The organism is Sporosarcina sp. CAU 1771, assembly GCF_054482775.1.
The window spans coordinates 1-13,810 of sequence record NZ_JBTLRN010000029.1; the positions used below are offsets into that span (position 1 = coordinate 1).

Consider the following 13,810-nt stretch of genomic DNA (forward strand, 5'->3'; position numbering starts at 1 on the left):
TTTTGTTTAAAATTCATAAGTGAGTCCTCCTGGTATCTAAATTAGGGGTCATTTCTTCGTCGAGAAACTGACACCCCGCATCATACCAAGAGGGCTTTTTTTGTTCAAGCCCCTAAAAAACTTCTAACAGGAATGCTCCTTTATTGTTTACTTCACTTACCTTTCCCAAATTCACAAAATTTATTTGTACGAATTAAGGATTAAAAAGGAGGTATCAATTTAGAAAGGAGAGGAAAACTTTGAAGTGATACGCTAACATAAATTTAAGTAATAACTATACTCATTTTTTCAATGGCACCTATTTATTCTGTCGTTTGTTAACTTCCATCTCCATGAACTCTGGCAAATAATTAGGCGTACATCCTTTTGAAACTTTATCACCTTTATAAAGACCTGTTTTTTCACCAAGTTGAATACAACGTACACGATTCGTTTCATCATAAACGCCTATCCAGCCTGCAGTGAAATTCATGGCCCATTGAACTTCCGGTTCTTCTTGCGAAATCTTAGCTTCCATTGCAGCTAACAAGTCTGGAGTGTTTTCAGGAAGTGTTTTTCCTGTCCACCTCAATCGCCCTTGATAATACCAATACGTACGTCTTTGAAGAGCAGAAGGACTATTTTCCCATGATTCAATCAAAGCAATTTTCTTTTTGTCTTTGGTTAAATGATTCGCCATTAGCCAATCCATTAAGTTATTGCGCTCATCAAATGTATGCATCTCCATATCCTTATCCATTTCATTGAGGATATCTTCAGTAAGAAGGTTTTTATCCATAATTAAGATTGCTAAAAGTCTTGGCAAAAAAGCTTCGCTTGACCAAAGTTCCATTGCTAATTCATGATCTTTTTTTATATCCTTCGCGATTTTTCGTAATTCGCCTAACATCGTTTTACTATTGATCTGAGCTAGAATTTCTTCTACTTTTGAAGATTGCTTTACTTTATTTTCATTCATTTTTTTATAGCTCCTTTACTAAAATATTAAGTTTTTGCATAATCGTACTCTCCACTGGAAATATGAATACGTTTTTTATTTTGCACTTCCACTACTTTTGTAGATGAAATCTTATCATGCAATGACATTTTCTCCTTATTTACTACAATGTAAATCAGAGCAATCGGAAAAAAAGCTAGTGAGAAATATTTTATAAGTGTTCGACCTATGATTTGTAATAAGCTCACTGGTTTATCATTAATGGACACTAGTGTAAGTCCCATAATTTTCATGCCTAGATTACGTTTTAATAAGCTAATACTGATAATCTCTACACTAATTAAACTTAGTAAAGCAGGTACGATTATTTCAAGTATACTCAGAAATTCCAATGGTCGACTTATTAAATCTAAAAACACTGTCGGTAAACAGATCATGTACTTTAAAAGCCAAAATACTAACCATCCTGAACTTCCATCATTTCCAAAAATAAAATAACTTGGATATATCAAATAGGAAATGCCCCCGAGTAATAACATTGACGGTATGAAAAGAATCACTCTATTTAAAATATGTGCTGCTATTCTTTTTCCTATCATAATAAATTACTCCCTTTTTTATTATGTCATACCGAGCTTTTTATATTCAAAAGAAATCGTGCATACATAATTTTCAGGAGTCTTTTTACTTAGTTTAAAAGGTTTTAACGCTTGCTCTACCTCCTCCGACAACGTCCTTTTCTTACAAAAAAACACCTATTCATAAGTTTAGGTGTGTTCTTCCAAATCTTTATTAACTGGAGAAATCCGTCTCATCAATACCAGCATCTTTTATACTTTTCAGACTGTGTTCAATCCTATCTAACTCTCTACATACATTATAGCACCAAATAATCATTATTTATAGACTACTTATTCACCTAACTTATCCATTATACTTGTAGGAGCAAGTCAAAAAGTCGAAGGAGGCATTTATATGGACGATAATAAAAACATCCTAGATTTAGGCCCATTCTTTCATGGGACAAAAGCAAAACTAAAAATTGGAGACATGCTCGTACCATTACACGTATCTAACTACCAGGATAAAAAATCAAACTATATCTATTTTACTGCGACATTAGACGCTGCAAAATGGGGTGCTGAATTAGCTAAATCTACTTCGGAAGAGCGGATTTATCTCGTTGAGCCTACAGGTGATTTTGAAAACGATCCGAACGTAACGGATAAAAGATTCCCTGGAAACCCTACACGTTCTTATCGTTCCAAATCTCCATTAAAAATAATCGCTGAATTAAGTTCGTGGGAAAGACATTCTGACGAACAAATCAATCAAATGCTTTCATCATTGAAAACGTTAAGGGAACAAGGAAAAAATGTGATTTACGATTAATTCGTCCCCAAAGCGATAAATGAAACAGTAGCGAGTGTATTGGGCTTGGATGCCATATCCAAGCCTTTTTTAGCATACCGCCATTCAGAAAACAATAAAGAACGGACAATTTCTACACATTTCGTACCAGTAAAATCCTCGTAAATCCAAAAATCCCCCGAACGATTCGTCCGAGGGAACAGATTACAATCTTCTATTTAGTAAATACAACTCTTAATAAGTTTTTATTCTACTGAATCCAATCTATTTCAATTCCAACAAAGCTACACATTCCACGTGAACCGTTTGAGGGAAAAGGTCAACGGGTTGAACTTTTTGAAGCGAATAACCAAACTGCTCCAACTCCGCAATATCTTTGGCAAACGTATCCGGTTTACATGATACATACACGATTCGTTTCGGCTGAGAGCGACCAATTCTACGCATCACTTTTCCTCCAGCTCCGCAGCGTGGTGGGTCTATTAATAGAATATCTGCAAATCCAAAATCTTTATGGATTTCAGCAAGTCCTATACGCGCATCTTTTGCAAGAAACGTTGTATTATGCAAATCGTTATCCAGAGCATTGCGTTTTGCAGATTCAATGGATGTTTCTACGATTTCGATTCCAGCGAGTTCCTTAACACGTGCTGCGAATGGCAATGAAAAGGTTCCAACACCACAAAACAGGTCAATCATTTTCTCGTCTTCTTTAGGTTTACCCATTTCAAGTGCAAGTTCTACAAGTTTTTCAGCCTGTAATGGATTCGTTTGGAAAAATGTATCAAACCACAAACGGTAACGATAGCCCGCCATTTCATCATAAATAAAATCGCGACCCGCAAGGACATGTGTTTCCTCAGACTGGACGCGATCTGCCCAATCTGTATTTACCAGCCATAAAAGACTTTTCACATTCGGAAACTTGTTCGAGATTCGCTCTATCAAGTTTTCACTTGCCGCTTTTAATTCCCCTTCAGGAGCTTCCGTAGCGAACAATGCGAGCATAATTTCTCCCGTAGCAAAGGACTCTCTTACCATTAAGTTCCGAAGAAGTCCTTCATGAATGTCTTTCGTATACCCTTTAAGACCGAACTCTTTTACCCAGTTACCTACCTCTAACATTGCATCGACAATATTCTGTCCAGCAATGAGACATGTTTCAAGAGGAATGATTTTACGGAAATTTCCTTGCTCATGCAAGCCAAGTTCTCCTTCAGGCGAGAATGTGAATTCCATCTTATTGCGGTAATGCCAAGGACTGTCCATTCCAATTGTATCTTGTACCAAGCTTGGATCCATACCGACGCTTTCAATGGCTTCTTTCACATGCATCGTCTTCTGCTTCAGTTGTCCTTCGTAACTCCAATGTTGCCAAGCGCAGCCGCCACAAATTTCGAAATGTGGGCATGGTGGATCGATTCGTTCCGGACTTTTCTCCAAAATTAAATCTGGCATTGCTCTCTTTTTTCTTTTTATCGGATGATCGACGACCACTTGGACCGTTTCTCCTGGAATCGTATGTGGAATAATTAACCTAAGTTTTTTAGGATTACTACCGGTACTTTCACGCCATAAAACAGCTTGGCCAGTACCTTTATCGTCAACATGATCAATTTCTGCAATTAGTGTTTCTTCTTTTATCGTAGTCAAGGAAGGTTCCCCCATCTATTAATATTTAGTAGATATTTTTATTTCAACTTTGGTTTTTACACTCGTAAACCCCGACTTCTATTATACTTCTAATCCTCATATTGTCGATGATTGCAGCTACTTTTATAAACTTTTGACACATAAAAAAAACACATCACCTTTATTATTTGCCAAAGCAATTGTAAGGTGAGGTGATTATGTCTTTTTATTGGTTATCTTTTCACTTTGCGAATTGACGTCTAAACTCTTCTACAATAGGTATCGATTTACGTGCTTTCGTATCGAACATGACAAACGTAAATTCTGCTTCTGTCAATTGAACGCCGCCTGTTTTGAAAATCTTTTGTGTTAGCGTTAAACTTTTCGTTCCTAATTTAACTGGAATTGTTTCGATTGTTAATTCATCTCCGAGTATCGCTTCTCCGATATAATGCATATTAAATTTCAATAGAACGATTCCAGTATTCAGTTCAACCATCTTCTCAAATGACATGCCAGCATCAGCAAACCAATTAGCACGCGCTGTTTCTAAATGATTAATATATCGTATGTAGTTCATATGACCAAAAACGTCAATGTCATTTTCAGCAACAGTTAATGTCATCTTATTTGTTAGTGTACTAATATTAAACAACCCCCCACGTCGATTTGTCAGAAAATTCACTTCTGCATTTCATTTTAACAATAAACTAGTGGTCAAGCAATTGGTTTATTTTTTTCTTAAGATGATTCTTCTGATTGTTTAATTAAAAACTCTTTCCACGCAGTGATACCGCCTTCTAATACAACCACATCATACGCTCTATCTTTTAGAATACCCGCACATTTTGTTGCGGAGTTCCCCGTCGTACATGTAATAATTACTTCTTTATCTACAGGAATTTCAGAGATAGTTTGCTGTGGATTTATTTCCAACTCAAAGACCTTCTGTTTAGAAATATTCATATCTGTTAGATTTGCGTGTTGAATATGGAATTGGTCGTACTTTTCTTCAGAACGCACATCCACTAAGACAACTTTTTCCTCTCGATTCAATTTTTCATATAATTGTTCTGGTGTAATCGTTTGAACGGACATCTGTTTTTCCTCCTTAATTCGTAGTACCTTAATGATCGCCTTGTTCGAGCGTAACACTTACAATCTCGGGACGATTGAATAATCGTACTGGAATAATACTGTTCCCGAGTCCCCTACTAATCATCATCACTGTATTGTCCATCTCGTGCTTCCCCTCAGTATACTTTGGGAATAGTCCTTGGTTCGGTGCGACTAGACCTCCTACAAATGGTAGTCGAACCTGTCCACCGTGCGCATGTCCGGAAAAAACAACATCGAAATTAGACGCTGCATAGAGTGGAAGCATTTCAGGGCGATGTGAAAGCAATAAAGTGAAATCGTCTTCTCCAAGTCCTTCTGATGCGGACCTGATTTCTTCCTCTATGATCTCGAGTTCCGACATATCTTTATCCCCATAAGTGGGGTCGTCAATACCTACAATATATACCTTATCCCCTTCTTTTTCTAGAGCTATCGATGAATTCCTCAAAACCTGTACCCCGAGTTGCTCTAATTTTTTCTCCAGAGAACCATACGATCCAGACCACCATTCATTGTTTCCCGGAACATAATAGACAGGCGCAGTAGCAGTCAATTTTTTCATTAAAAGAAGACTCGCTTCATCCCCAGATCGTTTCGAATCAATTAAATCTCCAGTAAAGACGATGATATCCGGTTGCAGCTTGTTCACTTTTCGTACCAGTACTTGCTGACCTTTTCCGAAACTTTTGTTATGCAAATCGGAAAGATGAACAATTTTGTATTGGTCAAAATTAGCAGGAAGTTTTTCTGAACGTATGACCGTATGACTCGTCACGATCGAATTATTTTGAACGTAAATAAAATAGAGGAACACTGTAAATCCAACAGCGATATAAATAATCTTTCTCTTGAACATATAACCAATCCAATCTTTGTTAACAAATTTATCGTCCATTAGACATCAACCTGCTCACAAGAAATCCGTGCTCCGTAAATTCGAATCATCGACATTCCAATAAGCTATTTCTACTTATCTTTGTTTCGCTGAATCTCTGCTAAAATAAACCCTCCCATAATGGCAAGTGGAATGCTATTTGCAAATACTGGTGGTTCCAAGAAGCTCGCAAAAATACCACCCAACACTGTTAGTATAACCGCAAGTATAATTCTTCCCATATACTATCCACCTTCAACACTCTTAAACGATTCTATTCTATTGCAGGAATTACAGTAGTGGCCAAACTTATTTTTTGGGGTACGATTAGAAACAGAAAAGCGATTCGTACACTTTGATTTATCATCACTCAGTAACCATACGATGGATACATTACAAATGTTCCCTTTTTATAATAATTAATAAATTTATTCACTTAAACGCAAAAACACCGATTCAACGAAGTGCAGTCAATAAGTTAGGTCACAATCCCGAACTTGAACTTACACAATGTACTATCGGTGCCAATGAAGAAACAGAATCAGCTTAATCGCTCAGCAAGAGAGAATTAGCACATCTGATATTCATTACTTTTACTATCCCTTTTATGGAATTTATTAAAGGGAAATATGCCCTCCAAAAACAACTTCATTAAGAATTCGTTTTTTCTCAGTTAAGGTCCCTGTTAATAAGTCGATTTCTTTTTGTATGGTACTGATTTCATCCACTTTTTCTTGGATATATGCTTTCGAAATTGAATCCCCTTGTTCATAATAATCGATTTCTCGCTGTACATTCGCTAACTGCTGATGTCTCTGCATCGCTCCTGCTGTGCTCGTTGCTTTCCGTTCTTTCAATTCCTTTTGTTCTGTGTAAAGCTCTTGTAATTTTGTCATATAAAAACCCTCCTGAAATTTTTTCCAAACAAAAAACTCCTCCCATAAGAGAGAAGAGTTTCAAAAAAAATTCTCCTCATCGTTCAGGTTTCCCTGTTGGACGTAGCACCTTACCGGCTGGCAGGTTGCTGAGACTTCGTAGGGCCAATTCCCTCCATCTCTCTTAATAAGAAAAGAGTATTCAGTTCAGTTACTAAACAATTTATCACTCAAGAACCATTCTGTCAAATGAAGCCGAAGGACGATTTCTTAATTTAAGCTATGAACGATTTTCTCTTGAATTTTCAAATACTGAGCAATTTCGTCTTCACTCAAATTTTTAAATAGGTGCACAAACACTTCATCGCCAATCGCTTGCGCTTCTTTTAACGCTTCTTCGCCAGCGCGTGTTATTGAAAGTTGAACCGTTCGGCGATCCGCTTCATCATACAACCGTTCCACAAATCCTAGTTTAACAAGTCGATCCGCAATGCTAGTCATCGCGCCTCTTGTATACCCATGGGATTCCGCTAACTCTGCTTGTCTTTGAGGCCCCTTCGTACGTAAATCGCTTAACACCAAAATCGGAGAGATGCCTAGAGGATGTTGAAATCGTTTCGTGAATTGCTTTATATTTTCATTATTCATCTGTTCGATTGCTCGAATTAATTTAAATAAATCTTTTCTCTCCAATAGAATCCCCCCGGTGAAATTTGTTGATTAGCGAAGCATTGTCGATCCACCGTCAACCATAATCGTTTGACCAGTAATGTACTTAGAATCTTCAGAAGCTAAAAATACAGCAACTCGACCGATATCTTCTTCAACATCACCGAAACGACCAAGTGGAATTTTGTTTTTAACTTGCTCATAATATTCTGGTTGCGCTTTCGCCCATGCTTGAACACCCGGAGTGTTGGCAATCGGACTAATTAAGTTTACATTAATGCCGAACTTACCCCACTCATTCGCTGCAACTCTTGAAATACCACGAATCGCTTCTTTCGCCGCTGCGTATGCGCCTTGTGTTTGGTCCCCATTTATTCCTGCTCCGGACGCGAAGTTAATAACGTTCCCTTTAGATTCTTTTAAGTAAGGAAGTGCCGCCTGCATTAAATAAAACGTTGGATAAAACCCAGTACCAAATGAAAGATCTAAATCAGCCTGCGTTGTCTCCTCAATCGTCAATTGCTTCGACGCATGAGCGTTGTTTACAAGCACATCTAGTTTTCCGTACTTATCAACAACTTTTGTAATAACCTTGCCTAAATTTTGGTGATCCATTAAGTTTGCTTGGATGAACATCGATTTAGGAGAGATTTCTTGTAATTCTTTCTCCATCGCCAATCCAGTTTCTTCGTTTACGTCTACAATTGCAACAATGGCTCCTTCTTTCACCATTGCCTTCGCCATTCCACTCCCAATTCCACCTGCACCGCCTGTAATAATTACTACTTTGTCTTGTAACCTACTCATTACTGTCATCTCCTTTTGAATTAATAACCTATATATAGTTTACCTCTAAACTATATAAAAGGAAAGTATTCAGTTTTGCTTTTACTCTATATTCATTTGAGGTATGCTACGCTTTTATTAATTAATGAAAGCAGTCAGTTAGCAAGATGCTTTTTCGATGCATATTCTATCTTTAATGAATTCATTTTTTTCAAAAGGAGGAAGATACTCTATGAATTTTCAATCTTTTAGCGGCACCGTAACAAGCATAAGTGATTTCTGGGTTACTCCAAGCGATGAAAATGGTGGATGTTATAAATTGTTTGAAGTGAATAACGGGGTTGACAGCATTGTAAATTTCGTAGTTGGGCCGAATACCTATTTTGTAGATCACGAGATGATTTTTGTAGGTGATCCTGTAATTGGATTTTACGACGCGGATGTTCCGGTCCCAATGATTTATCCGCCACAATACCAAGCCGTTGTGATGGCGATTAGTTCTCCTATGCAAAACGTAAAGGTAGACTATTTTAACAATCAATTGCTGAGTAGTGATGGTAGCTTACGCCTAAACATCTCTGCGGAAACACAAATTGTATTGGAAAACGGTCAATCCTTTAATCGAAATCCTGCAAACCGTTATTTGACCGTTGTTTACGGCGCAACGACTCGAAGTATCCCGGCACAAACGACCCCCTCTCAAATAATTGTAATGTGTTAAGTGACTAAACATGGAACCCCTTGCCGGTTCCATGTTTTATTTTAATTCGCGTTGCGGGAGCAAACCAGTGCGTTACGGGAATAAATCCGTCGTTGCGGGAATAAACCAAGGCGATACGGGAGCAACACACAACGATACGAGAACAAATATAGCCCAATCCCCGTTGCGGGAGCAAACCTGTGCGTTACGAGAATAAACCCGTCGTTGCGGGAATAAGCCAAGGTATATGGGAGCAACACACAACGATACGAGAACAAATCTAGCCCAATCCCTGTTGCGGGAGCAAACCTGTGCGTTACGAGAATAAACCCGTCGTTGCGGGAATAAGCCAAGGTATATGGGAGCAATACACAACGATACGAGAACAAATCTAGCCCAATCCCCGTTGCGGGAGCAAACCAGCGCGTTACGAGAATAAACTCGTCGTTGCGGGAATAAACCAACGCGATACGGGAGCAACACTCAACGATACGAGAATAAACCTAGCCCAATCCCCGTTGCGGGAGCAAACCAGCGCGTTACGAGAGTAAACTCGTCGTTGCGGGAATAAACCAACGCGATACGGGAGCAACACTCAACGATACGGGAACAAACCTAGCCGAATCCCCGTTGCGGGAGCAAACCTGTGCGTTACGAGAATAAACTCGTCGTTGCGGGAATAAATCAAGGCGATACGGGAGCAATACACAACGATACGAGAACAAATCCATCGCCCCACAGTTTCCTTTGTTATAATAACAAAAACGTTCTTAATTGATCGTACATTTCCAGCACGTAACTTCTTTCTTCTTTAGCCGTCTACTTCCAAAAGGGTGGTGCTTCGACTTGAAAAAACTTGCAATTGTTTTCGTCATTATTTTGGCAGGGTGTTCACCATCCCGCTTTTTGCCGGGACTTGCTCAAGAAACTATTGACTGGGTAGACGCAGTAAAAATAAACGATTCAATGTATTATGCTAATTATGAGATGAACGATTCTGGGGTGACATTTGAATCAGGGAGTGAAATTGGAGAGGTTCATTTTAATATGGATGGTCACGCAAATTCATCTTATAAAATGAAAAACAACGATGCTACGTATTTATCAAAAGGAACGAAAATCTATGAAATGAAAGACTATGCTCCAGCTTTTCGAGTAATTGCTAACGGAAAGGTATTTGAGATTGGCGAACCTGGTCACGCAAAGCTACTTGGGGATTTCTTAGACATTGAAGGCAAAGTCGATACCGTTCGATTTGTAAGTTATGAAGATGATTCACTAATTGGCGAACTTTCCGAAAAGCTAACGAAAGCATTTGTTGAGGAACTCCTAGCCTTGCCATATGAACCCGATGCCTATAAGACAAGGAACACTGACGGTTATGCCGTCTTTTTGGAAATCGTTTTAACCGACGGATCGATAACCCGTACTAGTTATTGGCCTGAAAGTAAGTTCATTTGGTACGGTGCAATTGCCACGGATCGCTTAAATGATCTGTTGGTAAAAGAATTAGCAGCGAATGGTTTTTGAAATTTGAATTCAAAACAAAAAATCGTGGATCCCAATGTAACTGGATCCACGATTTTTTATTTTTTAAACTTTATGACATGCGTCGTTTCTGATGAACTATCATCTGCCACAAATCCATTTGCACGATAAAAGGCATCTGCTTTCGATGATTCTGTTCGGACCGTCATTTCATCGAACACTGCCTTGGAATGCTGAATGATTTCTTTTAACAACTGGGAGCCAACCCCTTTTCTACGCGCTTCAGACAACACATAAAATCGTTGCAATCGCCCTACATTTTCATCCACAGCAAATGGAGATTCATTGACACCGCCAATCGCAACAACATCGTTATCTTTGTCGCGAATTAAAAACAATGCTTCTCCCTGTTTATTGAACGTATTTGACCCATCTTGAAAATCGGTTACTAAACGAGTGACAAATCGGTACCCTTCACTTTCACTTTCTTTTACTAAATGAGAAATATCAATAGCATTTAAATCTTTGACACGTTCGACTGTTATCAACATCTTTTTTCCCCCTAATAAAATTCAATGATTTTAGATTACTCTCTTAGTAGTAACCATTATTTACTCCGTATTCAAATTCAGTTCCTGGTGCTTCTTATTTATAGGTTCAAATTTACTTTCAACACAGAACGAGTAAAAACCTTTAATTTATCGAAAAATCAAATTATTTTAAAACTTTTTAAATTAATTTATAAAAAAAGGTTTATCTTTCTTTTGTCTGGGTATATATAGAGTACAAGGCGAAATTGCGGGAGCAGGGAACTTTTGACGAGTAATCTTTAGTGAACTACTTGCGTAGAATTGCACAGCCTTGGCGGAAAATTTGCAGTACTGACGACATAAATCTCGTCGAGAATCAATGTAAGAATGTTTCTCCTAGAACAGGCAAAACCTAGTAGTATAAGTAAAGATTTTGTGTAAGTGCACCTCACTGACCGACTGCGGAGGGAACTTGTTGCAAACAGCAGGTTGCGACAGCCCTAGCCAATAGGCTTAAGAAGGCAGAAAGGTCCACCAAACTGTGAGACGGGAATTGAATATCGTCAGAAAGATCAGTTTGATAAATGAAGTAAATAAAATTTTCCGCGAAAGATTTTGAAACAAGGAAAAAGCATGTTCCCAATGGAGCATGCTTTTTTCGTATGACAACTTGTATTTATCGTTCCTTCAAGCGCGGGGAGTCTTTCAATTCTCCAATCGACTGTGCCCCAATGCCAAACATCGACATACGGAGTTCCATTTCCCTGATTTTCATCACTTCGCGGACCTCTTCCGCACTTTGCGTAGCCTCTTTCAATATGGATCGCCCAAATCCTACCAGGTCAGCACCTAGAGCAATCGATTTCGCACCATCCAGTCCAGTTTTCATCCCACCGCTAGCAATCAGTGGTGAGTTTCCAATCTGTTCACGGACCATTTGAATCGATTTCGCTGTTGGAATTCCCCATTCGCTAAATGCTTCAGCAGCAACACGACGAATTGGATCTTTTGCGCGAAACTTTTCTACCTGACTCCAAGATGTCCCTCCTGCACCAGCGACATCAATAAAGGCGACTCCAACTTCAATTAATTTTTTGGCCACTTGACCATCAATGCCCCATCCGACTTCCTTGACTCCGACCGGAACTCCAAGCGTCTTGCATAATTGCTCGATTTTATTTAATAACCCTATAAAATTCGTATCCCCATTTTCTTGAATAACTTCTTGGATGCTATTCAAATGAAGGACGAGCATATCCGCCTCAGTTATCTCAACAATCTTCCTACATTCCTCAACACCGTATCCATAATTCAACTGGACCGCCCCTAAGTTAGCAATAATCGGAACACTCGGTGCGTACTTTCTCATTAAAAAGGAGGAAGCGTGTCCGTCGCTATCAAGCAACGCACGAGTAGATCCAAGCGCCAACGCCCAGCCATTTTCTTCGGCTGCCATTGCTAAGTTCTGGTTGATTGTTCCTGCAAGAGCTGTTCCGCCCGTCATTGAACTGATGAGAAACGGTGTTTTGCACTCAAAGCTGAGGAAAGAAGTTGCAATAGAAATTTCGTCAAAAGCAATTTCCGGAAGCGCATTGTGAACGAACTTAAACGATTCCAATCCTGTCGTAATCGACTCTCCGGTAACCTTTTCGTTCAACGTGATTTGAATATGTTCCGATTTTCTTTGCTCGATTGAGTTACTCAATGCCAACACCTGCCTTTACATCTTGATTCTTATAGACTTTACGTTCACCACTAGAATAATAACACCTTAATTAAGTTGAACTTCTTCTACGGTTTCTTCCACTTCGGCACGTGTCATTTTTTCACGCCCTTCTTTCATTGCCTTTAATGTTTTGTGTGCTAAAGCTAGCGGCAGACGGCAAAATAATAAAATCGATTTTTTATGAAGCGACTTCATATATTCATCAGCTTGCTTCAAGTTTTCATCTGCATATTCAAACAACTCTTCACGACTCCAACCGTCAGGTACAAAGCTAATCCCACGCTCATCCAAGTCTTCTTTCTCATTGCGTAAAATATTTACTACTTGAAGCCCGCGCCCATAACCAATCGCAAGTTCACGGTCCGTTGGTTGTTCGCCGTAATGCTCCCAAAGGTCTGAAAGCATAACGCCAACCAGTCCAGCCACGTAGTATGTATAGTCATCCAAATCTTCCCGTGTCCGTATTTCCCAGTTTGCTTGTGACCACTTTGCCATTCCAGCTGCCATTTCACACGCAGCATTTGTCACGATGGGCAAAGCATCTTTAGGGCAAGCTTGCAACCACTCTTCCAAACGTAGAGTAACCTCAGGCATTTGATCTTTTGTCTGTCCGAGAATCCTTACATACGCTTCATTGTCAAAGGGTTGTTTAAACAACTCGCTCACTTCCATTAAAATTGTGGACTTTTCATCATTGGCCAATTCTTCATGATCTTCAATTTCATCGATTGCGCGAAACACTAAATAAGCAGATGCAACCGCAGACTTTAATTCCTTCTGCAAAAAAGTAATCGGAATATAAAAAGTACGACTCGTCTCTTTTAATACACGCATTGCATCTTTCGGAAACTTACCCATTCAAATTCCGTCCCTTCTGGTTAAATCTGAAACATCACTTTCAAAGTATATCAAAAATTTAGAGTATAGAATTTCATACCCTCTTAATCAACAACGTTGAAAGATAATGGCTGTATAACAATTTAATCATAAACATAGGAGAAAAGAAAACAATTGGGCGAATTATTAATAAAGTTATCTCGACTTCATTAATTATCTCTATGAAACCAATTTATTTTTTAGGGGAAATAAAAAGTATGTTCCCC

The 13,810-nt window shown here is 38.8% G+C and carries 16 protein-coding genes and 1 riboswitch; of the genes, 3 read left to right on the top strand and 13 right to left on the bottom strand.

Features of this window, described 5'->3' with window-relative positions:
* Window positions 1-298 precede the first annotated feature (298 nt).
* Window positions 299-958, bottom strand: a complete 660-nt coding sequence (locus ACXYMX_RS14800; RefSeq protein ID WP_459045029.1) for a DNA alkylation repair protein — start codon at window positions 956-958, stop codon at window positions 299-301.
* A gap of 26 nt (window positions 959-984) precedes the next feature.
* The gene (locus ACXYMX_RS14805; RefSeq protein ID WP_459045030.1) at window positions 985-1,536 is read right to left on the bottom strand and encodes an RDD family protein; all 552 of its coding nucleotides are present in this window, start codon (window positions 1,534-1,536) and stop codon (window positions 985-987) included.
* 376 nt (window positions 1,537-1,912) lie between these two features.
* On the opposite strand from ACXYMX_RS14805, the gene arr reads away from it, so the two are divergent.
* A complete protein-coding gene (gene arr, locus ACXYMX_RS14810) occupies window positions 1,913-2,329 on the top strand; it encodes an NAD(+)--rifampin ADP-ribosyltransferase (protein ID WP_459045031.1) in 417 nt (138 codons plus the stop codon).
* A 243-nt stretch (window positions 2,330-2,572) separates the two neighbouring features.
* On the opposite strand, the gene rlmD is transcribed toward arr, so the two are convergent.
* From rlmD to ACXYMX_RS14850, 8 genes are all read right to left on the bottom strand, one after another.
* Window positions 2,573-3,976: a 23S rRNA (uracil(1939)-C(5))-methyltransferase RlmD gene (gene rlmD / locus ACXYMX_RS14815; protein ID WP_459045032.1), complete on the bottom strand. Its 1,404-nt coding sequence runs from the start codon at window positions 3,974-3,976 to the stop codon at window positions 2,573-2,575.
* 205 nt (window positions 3,977-4,181) lie between these two features.
* Window positions 4,182-4,595, bottom strand: coding sequence for an acyl-CoA thioesterase (locus tag ACXYMX_RS14820; RefSeq protein ID WP_459045033.1), 414 nt, complete (start codon window positions 4,593-4,595; stop codon window positions 4,182-4,184).
* A gap of 86 nt (window positions 4,596-4,681) precedes the next feature.
* Window positions 4,682-5,038 (bottom strand): rhodanese-like domain-containing protein, encoded by a 357-nt coding sequence (locus ACXYMX_RS14825; RefSeq protein ID WP_459045034.1) that lies wholly within the window; start codon window positions 5,036-5,038, stop codon window positions 4,682-4,684.
* A gap of 28 nt (window positions 5,039-5,066) precedes the next feature.
* On the bottom strand, window positions 5,067-5,954 hold the full coding sequence (locus ACXYMX_RS14830; protein WP_459045035.1) for a metallophosphoesterase: 888 nt from the start codon (window positions 5,952-5,954) through the stop codon (window positions 5,067-5,069).
* A 71-nt stretch (window positions 5,955-6,025) separates the two neighbouring features.
* The gene (locus ACXYMX_RS14835) at window positions 6,026-6,175 is read right to left on the bottom strand and encodes a hypothetical protein (protein WP_459045036.1); all 150 of its coding nucleotides are present in this window, start codon (window positions 6,173-6,175) and stop codon (window positions 6,026-6,028) included.
* Between the two features lie 375 nt (window positions 6,176-6,550).
* On the bottom strand, window positions 6,551-6,829 hold the full coding sequence (locus ACXYMX_RS14840; protein WP_459045037.1) for a hypothetical protein: 279 nt from the start codon (window positions 6,827-6,829) through the stop codon (window positions 6,551-6,553).
* A 73-nt stretch (window positions 6,830-6,902) separates the two neighbouring features.
* Window positions 6,903-7,002, bottom strand: a riboswitch (SAM riboswitch).
* Window positions 7,003-7,078: 76 nt separating this feature from the next.
* Window positions 7,079-7,501 carry a MarR family winged helix-turn-helix transcriptional regulator gene (locus ACXYMX_RS14845; RefSeq protein WP_459045038.1) on the bottom strand — a complete coding sequence of 141 codons (423 nt, stop codon included), beginning with the start codon at window positions 7,499-7,501 and terminating at the stop codon, window positions 7,079-7,081.
* 27 nt (window positions 7,502-7,528) lie between these two features.
* A complete protein-coding gene (locus tag ACXYMX_RS14850) occupies window positions 7,529-8,284 on the bottom strand; it encodes an SDR family NAD(P)-dependent oxidoreductase (protein WP_459045039.1) in 756 nt (251 codons plus the stop codon).
* A gap of 211 nt (window positions 8,285-8,495) precedes the next feature.
* Between ACXYMX_RS14850 and ACXYMX_RS14855 the strand changes: the two genes are divergently transcribed.
* Both ACXYMX_RS14855 and ACXYMX_RS14860 read left to right on the top strand, forming a co-directional pair.
* Window positions 8,496-8,984 (top strand): hypothetical protein, encoded by a 489-nt coding sequence (locus ACXYMX_RS14855; RefSeq protein WP_459045040.1) that lies wholly within the window; start codon window positions 8,496-8,498, stop codon window positions 8,982-8,984.
* An 825-nt stretch (window positions 8,985-9,809) separates the two neighbouring features.
* Window positions 9,810-10,493 (top strand): hypothetical protein, encoded by a 684-nt coding sequence (locus ACXYMX_RS14860; RefSeq protein WP_459045041.1) that lies wholly within the window; start codon window positions 9,810-9,812, stop codon window positions 10,491-10,493.
* A gap of 56 nt (window positions 10,494-10,549) precedes the next feature.
* Here ACXYMX_RS14860 and ACXYMX_RS14865 read toward each other — a convergent pair whose 3' ends face one another.
* The 3 genes from ACXYMX_RS14865 to ACXYMX_RS14875 all read right to left on the bottom strand — a co-directional run bounded on the left by ACXYMX_RS14865 (window position 10,550) and on the right by ACXYMX_RS14875 (window position 13,565).
* Window positions 10,550-11,002 (bottom strand): GNAT family N-acetyltransferase, encoded by a 453-nt coding sequence (locus ACXYMX_RS14865; protein ID WP_459045042.1) that lies wholly within the window; start codon window positions 11,000-11,002, stop codon window positions 10,550-10,552.
* A 655-nt stretch (window positions 11,003-11,657) separates the two neighbouring features.
* Window positions 11,658-12,686, bottom strand: a complete 1,029-nt coding sequence (gene fni / locus ACXYMX_RS14870; protein WP_459045043.1) for a type 2 isopentenyl-diphosphate Delta-isomerase — start codon at window positions 12,684-12,686, stop codon at window positions 11,658-11,660.
* Between the two features lie 66 nt (window positions 12,687-12,752).
* Window positions 12,753-13,565: a squalene/phytoene synthase family protein gene (locus ACXYMX_RS14875; protein ID WP_459045044.1), complete on the bottom strand. Its 813-nt coding sequence runs from the start codon at window positions 13,563-13,565 to the stop codon at window positions 12,753-12,755.
* Between the last annotated feature and the right edge of the window lie 245 nt (window positions 13,566-13,810).